General features: G+C 63.3%; 20 protein-coding genes and 1 pseudogene. 11 read left to right on the top strand and 10 right to left on the bottom strand.

Translation table 11 applies throughout. The annotated features are described in order from the left end of the window. Window positions 1–3: 3 nt before the first annotated feature. Complete coding sequence (locus FPZ08_RS07545; protein ID WP_146289403.1) at window positions 4–306, bottom strand: DUF6958 family protein; 303 nt, start codon at window positions 304–306, stop codon at window positions 4–6. After that, the gene (locus FPZ08_RS07540) at window positions 299–1,144 is read right to left on the bottom strand and encodes an alpha/beta hydrolase (RefSeq protein ID WP_146289402.1); all 846 of its coding nucleotides are present in this window, start codon (window positions 1,142–1,144) and stop codon (window positions 299–301) included. The genes FPZ08_RS07545 and FPZ08_RS07540 overlap by 8 nt, the downstream gene beginning before the upstream one ends. Before the next feature lie 213 nt (window positions 1,145–1,357). Between FPZ08_RS07540 and FPZ08_RS07535 the strand changes: the two genes are divergently transcribed. Further along, window positions 1,358–2,011 carry a TetR/AcrR family transcriptional regulator gene (locus tag FPZ08_RS07535; RefSeq protein ID WP_246132825.1) on the top strand — a complete coding sequence of 218 codons (654 nt, stop codon included), beginning with the start codon at window positions 1,358–1,360 and terminating at the stop codon, window positions 2,009–2,011. Here FPZ08_RS07535 and FPZ08_RS07530 read toward each other — a convergent pair. After that, a complete protein-coding gene (locus FPZ08_RS07530) occupies window positions 1,999–3,168 on the bottom strand; it encodes an FAD-dependent monooxygenase (RefSeq protein ID WP_146289400.1) in 1,170 nt (389 codons plus the stop codon). The genes FPZ08_RS07535 and FPZ08_RS07530 overlap by 13 nt on opposite strands. A 9-nt stretch (window positions 3,169–3,177) precedes the next feature. After that, a complete protein-coding gene (locus FPZ08_RS07525; RefSeq protein WP_146289399.1) occupies window positions 3,178–3,426 on the bottom strand; it encodes a zinc-finger domain-containing protein in 249 nt (82 codons plus the stop codon). Between the two features lie 153 nt (window positions 3,427–3,579). Between FPZ08_RS07525 and FPZ08_RS07520 the strand changes: the two genes are divergently transcribed. The 3 genes from FPZ08_RS07520 (at window position 3,580) to FPZ08_RS07510 (ending at window position 5,668) form a co-directional block, all read left to right on the top strand. Next, on the top strand, window positions 3,580–4,335 hold the full coding sequence (locus FPZ08_RS07520; RefSeq protein WP_146289398.1) for an alpha/beta fold hydrolase: 756 nt from the start codon (window positions 3,580–3,582) through the stop codon (window positions 4,333–4,335). Window positions 4,336–4,430: 95 nt separating this feature from the next. Next, window positions 4,431–5,258 (top strand): serine O-acetyltransferase, encoded by an 828-nt coding sequence (gene cysE / locus FPZ08_RS07515; protein ID WP_146289397.1) that lies wholly within the window; start codon window positions 4,431–4,433, stop codon window positions 5,256–5,258. 191 nt (window positions 5,259–5,449) lie between these two features. Then, window positions 5,450–5,668 carry a DUF3126 family protein gene (locus tag FPZ08_RS07510; protein ID WP_146289396.1) on the top strand — a complete coding sequence of 73 codons (219 nt, stop codon included), beginning with the start codon at window positions 5,450–5,452 and terminating at the stop codon, window positions 5,666–5,668. An 84-nt stretch (window positions 5,669–5,752) separates the two neighbouring features. On the opposite strand, the gene FPZ08_RS07505 is transcribed toward FPZ08_RS07510, so the two are convergent. After that, window positions 5,753–6,439: a hypothetical protein gene (locus FPZ08_RS07505; RefSeq protein ID WP_146289395.1), complete on the bottom strand. Its 687-nt coding sequence runs from the start codon at window positions 6,437–6,439 to the stop codon at window positions 5,753–5,755. Window positions 6,440–6,529: 90 nt separating this feature from the next. Between FPZ08_RS07505 and FPZ08_RS07500 the strand changes: the two genes are divergently transcribed. After that, a complete protein-coding gene (locus FPZ08_RS07500; RefSeq protein WP_146289394.1) occupies window positions 6,530–6,850 on the top strand; it encodes a DUF6949 family protein in 321 nt (106 codons plus the stop codon). 195 nt (window positions 6,851–7,045) lie between these two features. Here the strand turns inward: FPZ08_RS07500 and FPZ08_RS07495 are convergent, their stop codons facing one another. The 3 genes from FPZ08_RS07495 to FPZ08_RS07485 form a co-directional block, all read right to left on the bottom strand. Next, window positions 7,046–7,675, bottom strand: a complete 630-nt coding sequence (locus tag FPZ08_RS07495; RefSeq protein WP_146289393.1) for a transglutaminase-like cysteine peptidase — start codon at window positions 7,673–7,675, stop codon at window positions 7,046–7,048. Window positions 7,676–8,007: 332 nt separating this feature from the next. Beyond that, complete coding sequence (locus FPZ08_RS07490) at window positions 8,008–8,652, bottom strand: PilZ domain-containing protein (RefSeq protein WP_425457578.1); 645 nt, start codon at window positions 8,650–8,652, stop codon at window positions 8,008–8,010. A 116-nt stretch (window positions 8,653–8,768) separates the two neighbouring features. Further along, on the bottom strand, window positions 8,769–9,425 hold the full coding sequence (locus FPZ08_RS07485) for a PAS domain-containing protein (RefSeq protein WP_146289392.1): 657 nt from the start codon (window positions 9,423–9,425) through the stop codon (window positions 8,769–8,771). 185 nt (window positions 9,426–9,610) lie between these two features. On the opposite strand from FPZ08_RS07485, the gene FPZ08_RS07480 reads away from it, so the two are divergent. Then, window positions 9,611–10,348 (top strand): rhomboid family intramembrane serine protease, encoded by a 738-nt coding sequence (locus FPZ08_RS07480; RefSeq protein WP_146289391.1) that lies wholly within the window; start codon window positions 9,611–9,613, stop codon window positions 10,346–10,348. Window positions 10,349–10,485: 137 nt separating this feature from the next. Here the strand turns inward: FPZ08_RS07480 and hisI are convergent, their stop codons facing one another. After that, entirely contained in the window at window positions 10,486–10,944 is a 459-nt protein-coding gene (gene hisI, locus FPZ08_RS07475) for a phosphoribosyl-AMP cyclohydrolase (RefSeq protein WP_146289390.1), read from the bottom strand. 160 nt (window positions 10,945–11,104) lie between these two features. Beyond that, window positions 11,105–11,728, bottom strand: coding sequence for a GTP cyclohydrolase I FolE (gene folE, locus FPZ08_RS07470; RefSeq protein WP_146289389.1), 624 nt, complete (start codon window positions 11,726–11,728; stop codon window positions 11,105–11,107). A gap of 150 nt (window positions 11,729–11,878) precedes the next feature. Between folE and FPZ08_RS07465 the strand changes: the two are divergent. The 5 genes and pseudogenes from FPZ08_RS07465 (at window position 11,879) to FPZ08_RS07445 (ending at window position 15,469) form a co-directional block, all read left to right on the top strand. Next, window positions 11,879–12,332: pseudogene (locus FPZ08_RS07465) on the top strand (iron-sulfur cluster assembly scaffold protein). Further along, window positions 12,332–12,667 (top strand): membrane protein insertion efficiency factor YidD, encoded by a 336-nt coding sequence (gene yidD, locus FPZ08_RS07460; RefSeq protein WP_146289388.1) that lies wholly within the window; start codon window positions 12,332–12,334, stop codon window positions 12,665–12,667. Before FPZ08_RS07465 ends, yidD begins: the two are co-directional and overlap by 1 nt. Continuing rightward, complete coding sequence (locus tag FPZ08_RS07455; RefSeq protein WP_146289387.1) at window positions 12,651–13,055, top strand: GFA family protein; 405 nt, start codon at window positions 12,651–12,653, stop codon at window positions 13,053–13,055. The genes yidD and FPZ08_RS07455 overlap by 17 nt, the downstream gene beginning before the upstream one ends. 204 nt (window positions 13,056–13,259) lie before the next feature. Further along, on the top strand, window positions 13,260–15,239 hold the full coding sequence (gene thrS / locus FPZ08_RS07450; protein WP_146289386.1) for a threonine--tRNA ligase: 1,980 nt from the start codon (window positions 13,260–13,262) through the stop codon (window positions 15,237–15,239). Next, on the top strand, window positions 15,239–15,469 hold the full coding sequence (locus tag FPZ08_RS07445) for a hypothetical protein (protein ID WP_056232468.1): 231 nt from the start codon (window positions 15,239–15,241) through the stop codon (window positions 15,467–15,469). The genes thrS and FPZ08_RS07445 overlap by 1 nt, the downstream gene beginning before the upstream one ends. The last annotated feature ends 46 nt before the right edge of the window (window positions 15,470–15,515 follow it).

Below are 15,515 nucleotides of genomic sequence, written 5' to 3'. Positions count from 1 at the left end.
CGATCAGAGCTTGTAGATCTTAACCGGCTTGGTGCTGCCGCGGGCGATGATGCCCTTGAATTCCAGGTCGAGCTGCACGCCTTTCATCCACCAGCCGGCCTTTTCGCCGCCGGGGAAGTGTTCCTGCGACAGGATCGGTCGGATGGCTTCGCGCAGTTCGGCCGGGGTCATGCCGGGGGCCTCCACGGGCAATACGGCAAGCACCGCCTCCTTCATCGCCATGAAGCGGGCCTTGTCGACCCGGACCTTGTGATCGGGGGAGACGGCATTTTCCATCAGGTATTTTTCGGCTTCATCCTTAGCCATGCTGGGTCTCCTTGAAGGCGCGGTCGAGGGCTGCGGCGAAGCCGGCGGCGTCGGTCTCGAAACCCATATGGTCGCCAGGGAAGGGGGTAGGGGCAATGCCCAGTCGGGCGACCAGGGCCTGGCCCATGGCCTCGATGGGCTGGCCGGCGGATTGCTCGCCGATGGCGACGGTGATGCGGGGTTTGCCGCTGCGCAGAACGTCGAGCCGGGGCTGGTAGGTGCTGAGGGGAAGCATGCCGTGGGCCAGCCAGTATTCGAAATTGGCGGAGACGCGGGCGAAGGTTTCGGCGGCTTCGGGCGGCATGTCGAAGTCCGGCGGGCCCTCGGAATCGTCGCCGTCGAGGCCGTTTTCGGCGAAGAACTGACCCATGGCGGCCTCGACGCCATCGCGCTTGTAGGTTTCATGGAGGGCGCGTTCACCGGCCAAAGCGGGCTCGGGATCGGGCAGGAGCATGATGGTCGGGGGCTCGTGGGCCACCAGGGCTGCGACGCTGTCGGGGTGGCGGGCGGCGAGGCTGAGGCCGATCTGGGCGCCGCCGCTGGTGCCGAAGACGAAGGCCGGGCCGCCGCCATTGGCTGATATCAGCGCGGCGGCGTCGTCGGCGACGAGATCGACGTCGAGGGTGCCTGGTTCGGCTTCGGTCGTGGTGCGGGAATTGCCGCGGGGATCGAAAGCGAGAACCTTGTATTGGTTGGACAATTCCGCCGCGAGTTCAGCGAAGACGCCGGCATCTTGTGGGCCGCCGGGGATGATCAGCAGCAGCGGGCCAGTGCCGCAGGTTTCGTAATAGAGCTCGGCGCCGGGGACGGCGAGCGTGTTGGGACGTGAGGCTGGCATGGCGGAGTCTCCTCTCGATGAGAACTGGACGGTCTAGTTCTGAAGTTGCATCAAACTAGACTGTCCAGTATGATTGTCAAGTGGAGTTCGAAGCCTGATGCGATTGAGAATCAATCCGTGGCTCTATCTCCTTGTTGTCGCGTGGTTTTTTGCGGGAAACCGGATCAGGTCCGGGACAGGCTTTTCCACGCGATGCTTTGGCTGGAGACGATGATGGCTGTGGATCATGACGATGTGCCTGTTGGGGCGGGGCGTTCCGAGCGCAAGCGGCAGGCGGTGCTGGCGGCGGCGACGGAGACCTTTCTCAAGGCCGGTTATCTCGGGGCCAACATGGACGAAATCGCCGCCATGTCCGGCGTGTCCAAGCAGACCGTCTACAAGAATTTCGGCAGCAAGGAAGCGCTGTTCATCGAGGTGGTGACCTCGATGACCGGGGCGGCCGACCTGCGTGTGCATACGGCGCCGGCCGAGCCTGAGAGTGCCGCGGCGCTGGAGCGATTCCTGTTCGACTATGCCCACCGGCAGCTCTCGGTGGTGATGACGCCGCGGCTGATGCAATTGCGCCGGCTGGTGATCGGTGAGGTCAGCCGGTTTCCCGACCTGGCGCGGGTGCTCTATGAGCGCGGGCCGCAGCGGGCGATGCAGGTGCTGGCGGGGATTTTCGGGCGGCTCGACAGGCGCGCGCTGCTGGCCTGCCCGGAGCCGGAGGTCGCGGCGACCAATTTCAACTGGCTGGTCATGGCCGAGCCGGTCAATCGCGCCATGTTGATGGGCGATGGCGAATTGCCTGATGATGCGCAATTGCGGGTGGTGGCGAAGGAAGCGGTGCGGGTGTTTCTGGCGGCGTATGGGCGTCAGGGCTCGTAGCCGTAGAGCCAGGCCAGCCGGCGCAGGTGGCCTCGGCTGCCTTGCAGGGCGATTACGGTGTTGCGGGCCGTGCTTAGTGGCCATGGCAGGTGGAAAATGCGGCCATTGGCGGCCGAGAGGCCTGCGGTGCGGGCGGTGCGGCGGTGGCGGCTTTCGTGGTATTTTTCGAAGGCGGTTTCGGCATGGGACTCGGCGATGAGCAGGGGGGCGAGGACCGCGGCATCCTCGATGGCCATGGCGGCGCCCTGGGCCTGGAATGGCACCATGGCGTGAGCGGCATCGCCGAGAAGGCCGATATTGCCGCGGTGCCATGATGGCGCGGCAACGGTGTAGAGCGGCCAGGAGGTCCAGTCGCTTGCCGTCTCGATGATCGAGGATAGCAGCGGCCAGCGGGTGATGCTCTGCGGCAGGGCGGGACTTTCTCCTTTGTCGGACGGATTTCGCTGTGGGGCGAACAGGGCCAAGTTTACCTGACCCCGATGGGGCAGGGGATAAGTGACCGCGTGGAAGTCGCGCGCGAGGAAGACTGAGACCCGGTCGAGCGGCAATTTGTCTTTGACTGCAGGGGCTTGCAGCAGGGTGCGCCAGGCGGCGCTGTTGGTATAGCGGGCTGGCGGGCCGCCGATTATGTCGGTGCGGGTACGGGAATGGACGCCGTCGGCGCCGATGAAGGCGTGGCCGCGGCCGGTGCGGGTCTGGCCGTTGGCCTCGTCGATGGAAACCGTGACGCCGCGGGCGTGGGAGACCACATCCCAATTTCTGACACCGAAGACGATGTCGATATTGGCGAAACGCCGGCAGGCCTTGTAGAGGGCGTCGGCGAGATCGGCGCGGTGCATGACGGCATAGGGGGCGCCGAAGCGCTGCTGCATGACGGCGCCGAGTTCCAGCGTCACCAGTGGCGCAGAACCGCGATGGGGGTAGATGTCGATGCCATCAGGCTCGAGGCTGCGGGCAGAGAGCGCCTGGTCCAGGCCGAGATTGTCGAGGATTTTCCGGGCGTTAGGGCTGATCTGCAGGCCAGCCCCGAATTCGGAAATGGTGAGGCTGCGCTCGAGGATCACCACGGTGGCGCCGAACTTGGCGAGCGCCAGAGCCAGCGTCATGCCGGCGATTCCGGCGCCGGCTATGTAATAGGTGCGGCCCGTGCCGGGCATGGCGGATGCTTAGGCGGCGTCGTCGGCGCGGAAGACCGCGGAGGGCGGGTTGGACGTGCCGGGCGCCAGGCGCGAATTGTAGACGTAATGCGTTGAACAATAAGAACAAACCGCCTCATTGTCCTTGCCCATGTCGATATAGATATGGGGATGGTCGAAGGGCGGCAGGGCGCCGACGCACTGGAATTCCTTGGACCCGACCTCGATCTGGCGAAGGCCTTCGGTATTGTGGAAATGGGGCGTGGTGCCGTGGGCCATGGCGAGAAAAACCTGTTTGATTTGCGCGGACCATATGCCAAGGACGGGGGGCAAGGAAAGGCCCCGGAGACACTCTTCGAACCAGTCCACACTCCACCGCATTTGGCGGCTTAATGCTAACACACTGTTAGCATCGACGAGCGGAACCTGCGCATGGCGAGTTTTCAATCCGACGGCCTGACACTGGCGTATGAGTCCTTCGGCACGGGGCTTCCCGTGCTCTGCATCCACGGTTTTGCCTCGAGCGGCAAGGTTAACTGGATTGACACCGGATGGGTGGAGGCGCTGACCGGCGCGGGCTATCGCGCCATCGTGCTCGACAACCGGGGGCACGGGAATTCGGACAAGCCGCATGACCCCGAGCGATACTATCCAGGGGATATGTCGCGCGATGCGCTGGCATTGCTCGACCATCTCGGCATCGAGCGCGCGGCCATTCTAGGCTATTCGATGGGCGCGCGGATAAGTGCCTTCCTGGCCTTCGAGCACCCGGAGCGGGTGGTCTGCGCCATTTTCGGCGGCATGGGCATGAACCTGATCAACGGGTTGCGCGATGGCAATGAGATCATTGCCGGCCTGCTGGCGCCGTCGCTGGACGATTTGACTCATCGGACGGCGCGGCAATTCCGGATTTTTGCCGACCATACCGGGTCGGACCGGGAAGCGCTGGCGGCCTGCATGGAAACCTCGCGCCAGGCCATGGCGCGGGCCGATGTGCGGCGGATCGCGGTGCCGGTGCTGGTGGCGGTGGGGGAAGAGGATGTGATGGCCGGCGCGCCTGATGCGCTGGCGGACCTGCTGCCGCAGGCCGAGGCTTTCGTCATTCCCAAGCGGGACCACATGCGGGCGACGGGCGACAAGGCGTTCAAGGCCGCCGCGCTGGGCTTCCTGGGCAGGAATTTCGTCTGAGACAGGTAAATGTGAACCAAACCATGCGTCCGGGCTTTGTCCCGGAGCATCATATGGCTTATATCGGTGTTTCTCGATGAAGCGGAGACTCGCCCATGTCCAGCAGTGCCAGGAAATCGGCAGAGATCAAAGCGGTTGACCCCGTGTGGGAGGCCGTTCGGGCCGGTGCGCGGCAGATCGTGGCGGCCGAACCGTCGCTGTCCGGCATGGCGATTTCGGCGATTCTCAATCACGACACGTTCGAGCAGGCGCTGGCGCATCGTCTGGCGGCGCGGCTGAATCACGACGATGTGTCGGCCGACCTGATCCGGCAGGCTTTTGCCGAGACGCTGAGCGATGCCCCCGAGATCGGGGAGATGGCGCGGGTGGACCTGGCGGCGACGCTGGAACGCGACCCGGCCTGCCATCGAGCCATCGAGCCGCTGCTGTTCTTCAAGGGCTACCAGGCCATCCAGACGCATCGCTTTGCCCATGCCATGTACAGAGCGGGGCGGCGGGATTTTGCGCTTTATCTACAGAGCCGGGCCAGCCAGGTGTTCCAGGTGGATATCAACCCGGCGGTGCCGATGGGGCGGGGCATCATGCTCGACCATGGCACGGGGCTGGTGATCGGCGAGACGGCTGTGGTCGGCGACAATGTGTCGATGCTGCAGAATGTGACGCTGGGCGGCACGGGCAAATCGGACCAGGACCGCCACCCCAAGATCGGCAATGGCGTGCTGATCGGGGCCGGGGCCAAGGTGCTGGGCAATATCAGGATCGGCGACTGCTCGCGCATCGGAGCCGGCTCGGTGGTGCTCAAGGAAGTGCCGCCACGCGTGACCGTGGCGGGCGTGCCGGCCAAGGTGATCGGGGAGGCGGGCTGTGCGCAGCCGGCGCTGGTTATGGATCAGGTTGTTTTAGTGCACGATCTGAACGGCTGAGGAGTCTTGGGATACCCCCTCCTAGCCTCCCCCTGATAGGGGGAGGAATCCGGCTGGTGGGTGGGGCGCGGCAATGCCCTCGCAAGCCTGCTGGACGGTTTGTTCCCGCTAAAATGGCACCGGTCAGGGGTTGTATGCGTTGTCAGGGTGACTAGATTGCCGGCTCAACGCAAATCAGCAGGACACCGACAGTGAACCATCCCGAGATCATCAAGCTGCAGAAGTTCCTGCAGTTGAAGTTCAACAACAAGAACATCGACGTGCGGCCGCGCGCCAAGCTCAACGATTCCGTCGAAGTGTTCATTGGCGATGAATCGATCGGGCTCATTCACGTGGACGACGAGGACGGCGATATTTCGTACATCTTCAATATGTCGATCCTCGATATCGATTTGGATGAGGTGAGCTGAGGCTCGAGTTTTGGGGGATACCCCCTCCTAGCCTCCCCCTGATAGGGGGAGGAATCCGGCCGGTGCTTGCGGCCTAGCAGACGCTCACCAAGCCCCTATAGCGCCTAGCCAGCGTTGCATTTCGGGGTCGAAGTGGCGCCAGGATTGCAGCAGGGCGGCGTCGAAGGTGTAGACGGCGGCGATGCCGCTGGGGAGATAGACGGTGCGGACGCATTGGGCGGCGGCATCGGGGGCGAGGGGTTGCTCGCATTTGGCGACAAAGGGGGCAGGCGAGAGGGCGTCGTACCAGACGCTTTCGCCGGCATAGCCATTGCCCGCCAACATGGGTTTTCCTACCAGGCCTGGAACGCCGCCCAGGGTTTCATCGGCAAATTGATGCAGATAGACGCGGTCGAGCAGGCTGGCGCTGGCGCGCACGCGGCTGCGTGGCAGCAGGGTTATGTCGACCGAGGCGGGGGCTTCGGCGCCTTCGGGCGCATAGGGAATGCGCAGGTCGATCTGACTGGTGAAGCCGTCGCGGATCTGCTCGCCATAGCGGAACCAGGATGTGGGAATCGATAGTTCGCGGCCGGAAATGGTCTGCGAAACGGGATCGCCGTCATCGAGTGCGGGGGCCGGGATGCGGCTGGTCTGGCTCAGGCTGTCGATGAGATAGGCCGCCCCGACGGCCAGCAGCAGCACCAGAACGGCAATTCCCGACAGGTTATAGGCCAGCGAGGACGGGCCGGAATGGCGGACGGCGGGCGCCGATTGCGACTGCATCTGCAGCATTAACCAAATCAGCCAAGGGGACGTGACAGGCCATAGGGCAGACAATATGCTTAATGAAGCGTTAACGAATGGCTGCGGGGACGGATTGGTATGACCAAGGAATTGCTGCTCGCGGCCTTTCTGATCGGCGTTGGCTTGTGCCTGGCCGGGGCGGGGACGCATCTCTATCAATGGCTGGCGCGCCAGCCGGCCATGCTGCGCTATGACGGCAAGACCTTCATCAGCTCGATGGGCAACCTGGTGATGAGCTTTATCTGCGGGCCCTACATCATGCTGCAGATGGGCTGGCAGCATGAGGAAGACGGCACGATTTCCATGACATCGGCGCTGGTTTCGGCCGTGGTGGCGTTTGGCTGGGCGTTCCTCACCGGGCTGCTGTTCATGGGCGTTTATGTGGCGGTGCGGTTTTAGGGGGCGCACTTCTTTCGCAAGAGGAACGGGGGTTCCCGCTTTCGCGGGAATGACACCGTGGATGGAAAACAATGAAGCCAGCTTCGGGGCTCGAAGCTGGCTTCATTCATCAGACCCCTATCAGGGATAGGCTTTGGGCGGGGTCCGGAAATCCGAAGCTTGGTATCCAGGGTCCTGGATAGCGAGCTTCCCTGTCTAGTTGATGCCGGCGGTGACGGTCACGATATCGCGGGTGTCGATCATGTCGACCCACTGGCCGGCATTGGCCTGGGACTGGCGCTTGATGAACTTGTAGGGCGTCTGGCTCCACAGATCCACGGTGCCGACCTGGTTGTCGAGCACGAGGTCGCCGCGGTCGGTGCGGACCAGCAGCACGGCATGGCCCTCGCCATTGGCCTGCTTGACGACAGAGATCAGCAGGGCGCTGGCGGGCCAGCCGGCCTCGATCAGCGCGCGGCGCTTGGCCAGGACGTAGTCCTCGCAATCGCCATAGCCATTGGGATAGGTCCAGAATTCGGCAACCTGGTAGAGGTCCTGGTCGGTGACCGGGATGACGGCCTGGTTGATGCCGGCATTGACGGTCAGCAACTGCTGCCACAGGCCTTCGTCCAGCGACACGGCGGCGACGGGATTGGCATTGGGGCCGCATTCATCGGGACGGCTGCGGCAGAATTCGGCATGACCCACCGGAATGGAGGTGGTGCCCCCCACGGTCTGCACAAAGGCGACATTGGTGGTGTCGAATGCCTGCGCCGGAACGGTGACAGCCAGTGCCATAAGGGCACTGATGAGCGCGGCTGCCAGTCCTTTCGTGTTGAAACGCATTGTGTGATCTCCCTGATGGAGACCACGTTAGGCGGCGCAACTTAGGGCGATCGGAAAAGTGCCACGCAGTTTTTATGCGTGTTTTATCGATTGAATTTGGATTGGGTTAACCATGGGGCTGGGGCGGCATCCCTCTCCCCTTGAGGGAGAGGGTGGTTCTTCGCGTTCAGCGGAAGAACCGGGTGAGGGGTGCTGCGCTCGCCCATGCTTCAATGAATGGGGAAACGACCCCTCATCCGCCCTTCGGGCACCTTCTCCCTCAAGGGGAGAAGGGGAAAGAGCCCAAGCATCCAAGTTCCCTAACAAGAGAAGAAGAAGCCGGGTAAGCCCGCTTAGTTCATGCGGAGGTTTTGCTGGATGACGGTCAGCATTTCCTGGGCGGAGGCGAATTCGACCGCGACGCCATTCTGGAAATGACGGACGACGCGGGCGCGCATGCGGCCCAAAGTGACCGGGGTGCCCATGGCGGGACGCACATCGAGCTCGATGGCGGCGCCGGAGAGGGAAATGTCGATGATCTTGCAATTGTAGCGCCGGCCATCGTCGAGCACGACGGTGGAATGGCGGATATCGGGGACGACGCGCTCGTGGCGGCGATCCTCGGGGAGGTTGAGGACATCCTTGTTGGCCAGCCAGGTGAGCTGGGCGGCCATCTTGTCGCGCTTGCGCGGCGAAGCGGCGATATCCATCAGGAAGCCGCCCTCGGCCTGGCTGATGATGGTGCCCTCGATCCGGCCGATATGATCGATATAGGCGATGACCTTTTCGCCTTCGATGCCGGCAACGGGGGCGATGACCACAGCGTCGCCGGGGGACATTTCGAGAATCTGGCAGGGGAATTCGCGGCGGTCGGCCAGCATGTAGCGGCCGAGCACGGAGACCTGCACGCGTTGGAACCTGCCTGCTTCGGCGCGGGGCCGGGCCGGGGCAATGAACTGCGGGGAAGGAAGGTCGTCGCTGAGCATTCGCCGGACCATGAAGGCTTGTGTTTCCACAACAAGCTATCCGGGTTTGGTTAACGCAAAGTATTACCGTCCGTGGTTTTGCGCAGAGCGATGCCGCGCAAATTGAACGGGTTTAGTAGAGAAAATACTTACTGACGACCGCCGTCGATGACGGCCAGATGGGCATAGCGGCGGGCCGTGCGGCCATAGACGACGGCGGGGATGGCCAGGGGAGCCGTGGCGGCGCTGGAAAAGCTCACGTCGTTGACGACATTGGTCGCCACTTCGCGCACCGAATCCTCCATCGCCACGTCATCCGGCCAGATCAGGCGCAGGCCGGTAATGCGCTGCTCGAGGATGGGCTGGACGCCGAGCCAATAGGGCTCTTCGAGGGCGGTCATGGCGCCGAGCAGGCGGGTATGGGTCGAGCCATTGTGCCGCAAGGGCATGAGGATGGTCTCGAAGCTGACCTTGGTGTGGAGCGCAGTGGTGCCCTGGAAGGTGACGAGGGCGACGGCGTGATCCTCGGTGACGGCGCGGAGCAGGGTTTCCATCGCGTCATTGTCGCGCTCGTGCCACAATGCCGAGAAAGACCGGCCCTTGAGCTCGCGGCAATAGCTGGTGCACAGATGCGAACCGGCGAGGCGGAAGGAGAATTTGTCGCTCTCGTCGAGTTCGAGAATGAAGGTATTGGCCAGGGCGTCGCGAATCCGCGTGGGGTCGATATCCTTGCGATCGGGGGCGCTGCGCGCTCCGCGAATGGAATTCCAGTAATCGTAAAGCGTCCTGGTGCTCGTCTTCTGCATAGTATGTTCTCGACCGCCACGAATGGACGGGCGTTCTCCCCAAGGGAACGCAGCCGCCGCGGGGACGACTTTGGCAAAAGCGCGGGGCAAAAGCGCTCTTAAAGAACAGTTAAGGTTAACGTCGCCGGGGCAATGTGGAAAACAGAAGCGTAAGGCGCAGGGCACCAGCGAGTCGGAGTGAAGTGATGAGTGAACAAGGTCAGGCACCGGAAAATCCGCAGCAGCAGGGGCGTGAGCCCGTCTTCCTGCTGCCGGGCGATGTGACGGCGGTTCTCGGCCTGCTGGTGGCGATTCACCTGGCGTCAACCCTGGTGCTTAACCAGGCCGGGCAGATGCAACTGGTGTTCTGGTTCGCCTTCCAGCCGCTGCGTATCATTGCGGGACTGGATGACCTGTCGCTGGCCGTGCCGCTGATCTGGACGCCGTTCAGCCATGCGCTGTTGCATGCCGGCTGGGAGCACCTGCTGGTCAATGCCGCCTGGTTCGCCATTTTCGCGACGCCGGTGTCGCGGCGCTATGGGGCTGGGCCGATGCTGGCGATCTTCTTCGTATCGGCGGCGGCGGGGGCGGCTTTGTTCGCGGCGACGACGCTTTATTCGGGCGCCTATCTCATTGGCGCTTCGGGGGGCGTGGCGGGGCTGACCGGAGCGGCAATGCGCTTCATCTTCCAGCCTGTCATCGTGGCGCAGCATCCCGAAACGGGGGAGCGGGTGGTGCTGGGGCGGCGGCTGGCGAGTTTCGGCGAGCTGTGGCGGGACAAGCGGGCCAGCATGTTCATCCTGATCTGGGTGGTGCTGAATGCGGCGGTGCCGCTGCTGCCGCTAGTGACGGGCATGGATATGTCGGTGGCCTGGCAGGCGCATCTGGGCGGGTTTTTCGCCGGGATATTGATGGTGGGGCTGTTCGAGCGGAAGGCGGGGTAGGGATCGTGCCACGCCCTCGTGGTTCGAGGCTCGCGAAGGGCTCGCACCTCACCATGAGGGCTGCTAATAGCCCGGCATTCCAGTAGCCCTCATGGTGAGGTGCGCTTCTTCAGCGCCTCGAACCACGAGGGCGTGCCTCAGTTCCCGTACACGTCCTTCGGATCGAACAGTTTTGGCAGGCCGGTGTCTTCCAGCGTGACAGTTCCGCCGCTGACCACGGCGCGGCGATAGAAGCAGGTCTTGCGGCCTGTGTGGCAGGCGGCGCCGCGGCCGGTCTGGGTGACCACGAGGACGATGGCGTCCTGGTCGCAATCGGTGCGGAACTCGACGACCTGCTGGATTTCGCCGGAGGTTTCGCCCTTTTTCCAGATTTTGCCGCGGGAGCGGGACCAGTAGTGGGCGACGCCGGTTTCGAGGGTCAGCGAGAGGGCTTCGGCATTCATATAGGCCAGCATCAGCACGTCATTGCTGCCGGATTCCACGGTGACCACGGTCACGAGGCCCGCCGCGTCGAAGCGGGGGGCGAAGGCGGTGCCTTCTTCAAGCTCGGCGTGGGAAAGGAGGGCGGGGTCGGTGAAGGTGAGGGTGAGGGTCATGGGGTTTCATACCGCTGCGGGACGGATTGATCCAGACGGAAGGCACTCAAGCATCGTCACCCTCGGGCTTGACCCGAGGGCTCTATACTTGCTGAGCGCTCGTTAAGTGCAGAGCCCTCGGGTCAAGCCCGAGGGTGACGTGCGGTGGGTGTGGCACCAGTCAGCGCTTGCCGATCATGGCGAAGAAGCGGTCCTGTTCGACGCGGTCTTCGGCGAAGACGCCGGTGAAGCGGTGGGTGACGGTGGCGGCGCCGTGGGCGTGGACGCCGCGCATGGACATGCACATATGCTCGGCTTCGAGCATGACGGCGGCACCGCGCGGACCGAGATGTTCGTTGATGGCGTCGATGATCTGCGCCGTCAGGTTTTCCTGGGTCTGCAGGCGCCGGGCGAAGACATCGACGAGGCGGGCCAGCTTGGAGAGGCCGACCACGCCGTCATGCGGCAGATAGGCGATATGGGCCTTGCCGACGAAGGGCACCATGTGGTGTTCGCAATGGGAGCTGAACGGGATGTCCTTGACCAGGACGATATCGTCATAGCCGCCGACTTCCTTGAAGGTCTTGGAGAGGATGGTCTTGGCGTCCTGCTCGTAGCCGGCGAAGAATTCGCCATAGGCGCGGGTGACGCGGCCGGGGGTTTCGAGCAGGCCTTCGCGCGTCGGATCGTCGCCGGCCCAGGCGATGAGCGTGCGCACGGCGGCCTCGGCCTCCTCCTGGTTAGGGCGGCGCGGCTGCTTGCTGTTGGCAGGCTGATTGTTCAGCGGGTTGACGCGGGCGTCCATCGGCGGTTCCTTTTCGCTTCAATGCGCATTGGATGCGCCAAGCGTGGATTGGTTCCTGGAGGGCAGCGCGTATTGTTGATGGCGGCCCGCTTCGGAGCCCCTATATAAGTTGTGGCGACGGTAGCGACAAGAAACAGAATTGCCCGTTTGATGGAACTTAGCGATCTCTATTCCCAGAAGATTCTCGACCTGGCCGGCAATGCGCCGCAGCCGGGGCGGCTTGATGATGCCGATGGCAGCGCGCGCAAGGTGAGCCGGGTCTGCGGCTCGATGATCGAGGTGGATGTGCAGGTTCGGGGGGGGCGTGATCACCGGCTACGGGCACGAGATTTCCGCCTGTGCGCTGGGGCAGACCTCGGCGGCGGTGGTGGCGCGGGAAATCGTCGGGACGCCTGTAGGCGAGTTCCGGGAAATCCGCGAGAAAATGCACGCCATGCTCAAGGAAAATGGCGCGCCGCCCACGGGCAAATGGGACGATCTGCGCTATCTCGAACCGGTGCGGGATTATTCCGCGCGGCATATGTCGACGCTGCTGGTGTTTGATGCGGTGGTTGAGGCAATCGAAAAAGCCGAGTCGGTTGAATCGGTTGCGGCGGCGGGCTGATGGATCGAGTCGTCGCCGGGTTCTGGCGCGTGGTGGACCTGCCGTTCAAATTTGCCGCGGTGCTGCTGATCAGCCTCTATCGCTATACGTTCTCGGCCTTCATGGGGCGGACCTGCCGGCATTTGCCGACCTGCTCGGAATATACGCGCGACGCGATCTGGCAATTCGGCTTCTGGCCGGGGGGCTGGATGGGGCTGGCGCGGTTCTGGCGCTGCCGGCCGGGCGGAACGCATGGCTATGACCCGGTGCCCGAGAGAGTGCCGGAGCGCGGGCGGTGGTATGCGCCGTGGCGCTATGGGGCGTGGAGGGGGCTGGGGCATGAGCACGATCATTAGCGGGACCTGCCTGTGCGGCGCGGTGCGATATGAAGTGCCGGACGAATTTCATGCCGCATTCAACTGCCATTGTTCGCGGTGCCGACGCGCTACAGGTTCGGCCTTCAAGCCGATGGCGGCGATCGTGTTCGATAAGATCAGGCTGGTGCAGGGGCAGGACGCATTGCTGGTCTATGGAGAGCCGCCGGGCAGCCATGACGTGCATTGCCGGCATTGTGGATCGTTTCTCTATTCGTATATCGCCGAGAACGGGAATGGCCATGTGGCCATGGGCACGATGGTGGATACGCCGAGCATCCGGCCGCAATTCCATATGTTCGTGGGATCGAAGGCGCCGTGGTTCGAGATTACGGATGGGCTGCCGCAGTTTGAGGGGTTGCCGGGGTAGGGGGCTAGTCATCCCCGCGAAAGCGGGGACCTCCGTTACCGAGACTGGCAGCTTGAAACAGAGGTTCCCGCTTTCGCGGGAATGACACCATGGGTTGGCAATGCGGTTTTGCGCCGACGGCGGCTGGAATTGCGCGGAAAGCGTGCTAGACAGGCGCCCTTGTAGCGATTTCCGCTGCATCATCCCAATTTCTGGAGACCTGAAATGACGATCAAGGTGACGTTCCCCGACGGTGCAGCTCGCGACTATGCGCGTGGCACCACCGGGACCACCGTGGTCGAGGGTATCTCCAAGAGCCTGGCCAAGAAGACGGTGGCGATGCGCTGGAATGGCGTGTTGAGCGACCTCAGTGACGTGCTGGAAGGCGACGGCAAGATCGAATTCGTGACGCGGGACAGCGGTAGCAAGGATGCGCTGGAGCTGATCCGCCACGATGCCGCACACGTGCTGGCCGAAGCCGTGCAGGAGCTGTGGCCGGGTACGCAGGTGACGATCGGGCCGGTCATCGAGAACGGCTTCTACTACGACTTCAAGCGGGACGAACCGTTCTCGGAAGAGGATTTTCCGGCCATCGAGAAGAAGATGGCCGAGATCATCGATCGCGGCGCGGCCTTTACCAAGGAAATCTGGACGCGCGACCAGGCCAAGGAGTTCTTCCGGGCGCGGGGCGAGGCGTTCAAGGTGGAACTGGTGGATGCCATTCCGGCTGACCAGTCGCTGAAGATGTACAAGCAGGGGCAGTGGATCGACCTGTGCCGCGGGCCGCATATGCGGAGCGTGAGGGATGTCGGCACGGCGTTCAAGCTGACCAAGGTGGCGGGCGCCTATTGGCGCGGTGACAGCAACAATCCGGTGCTGAGCCGCATCTATGGCACCGCCTTTGCGACCAAGGATGAGCTGGATGCCTATCTCCACATGGTGGAGGAGGCCGAGAAGCGCGACCACCGCAAGATCGGGCAGGAGATGGACCTCTATCACTTCCAGCCGGAAGCGCAGGGGTCGGTGTTCTGGCACCCGAAGGGCTATGTGCTCTACAACCAGATGGAGGCGTATATCCGCCGCCGGCTGAATTCATCGGGCTATGTGGAGGTGAAGACCCCGCAGCTTATGAGCTCGAAGTTCTGGGAGGCCTCGGGGCATTGGGGCAAGTATCGCGAAAACATGTTCGTGGTGCCCGACGAAGTGCCCGGCACGGAAGAGGAAGGGCCGGTTCTATCCGGCACGGGCGAGCTGATGGCGCTCAAGCCGATGAACTGCCCGGCGCATATCCAGATCTTCAACCAGGGCATCAAGAGCTACCGCGATCTGCCTCTGCGCATGGCTGAATTCGGTTGCTGCCACCGCAACGAGGCGCATGGGGCTTTGCATGGGCTGATGCGCGTGCGGCAGATGACGCAGGACGATGCGCATATCTTCTGCCGGGAAGACCAGATCCAGAGCGAGACCGAGCATTTCGTGCATCTGCTCTATTCGGTCTATGGGCATATGGGCTTCGACAATGTGGTGATCAAACTCGCCACGCGGCCGGAGAAGTTCGGCGGCACGATCGAGCGGTGGGATGCGGCCGAGAAGGCGCTGGGCGATGCCCTGCGCGCGACCGGCTATGATTTCGAGATCGCCGAGGGTGAGGGGGCATTCTATGCGCCCAAGCTCGAATTCCACCTCAAGGACGCCATCGGACGGTCGTGGCAGGTGGGAACGCTGCAGCTCGACTATGTGCTGCCGGAGCGGCTCGATGCGACCTATGTGGCCGAGGATGGGTCGCGGCAATATGCCGTGATGCTGCACCGGGCGATTTTGGGATCGCTGGAGCGGTTCATCGGCATGATGATCGAGAACTATGCCGGCAAGATGCCGATGTGGCTGGCGCCGACCCAGGTCGTCGTGGCGACCATCGTGTCGGAAGCGGATGACTATGCCGAAAAGCTGGTGGGCCAGCTCAAGGCGGCGGGCATTCGCGCCGAACTCGACGTTCGTAACGAGAAGATCAACTACAAGGTGCGCGAGCACTCGGTGGGCAAGGTGCCGCTGCTGTTCGTGGTGGGCAAGCGCGAGGCCGAGGAGGGCAGTGTTTCGGTGCGCCGGCTCGGCACCGAGGGCCAGAAGGTGGAGCCGTTCATGGATGCGCTGGTGGCGCTAATGGCGGAAGCCACCGCGCCCGATCTCAAGGCCAAGGCTGCCTGATGCCGCAACGGCCATCCAACCGCGAAATCAAGGCCCTGACGCATCTCGGCGAGGAGAATGCGTTGGGGCCGGGCGACTTCAAGGATATCGGCGAGAAGGTGTTTGCCGGTATGCTGAAGAAGGGCTGGGTAGTGGAGGCCGAGGGATTGCCGGGGAAGTATCGGGCGACCATCAAGGGGCTGACCGTGCATGAGGGCGAGATTATTTTCGCTGGACGGTATCGGAACTAGCGGCCGGAAGAGTCTTTTGTGGGATACCCCCTCCTAGCCTCCCCCT

It is taken from the genome of Devosia ginsengisoli (assembly GCF_007859655.1).
Lineage (GTDB): Bacteria > Pseudomonadota > Alphaproteobacteria > Rhizobiales > Devosiaceae > Devosia > Devosia ginsengisoli.
This window is presented reverse-complemented; position numbering and strand designations above follow the sequence as displayed.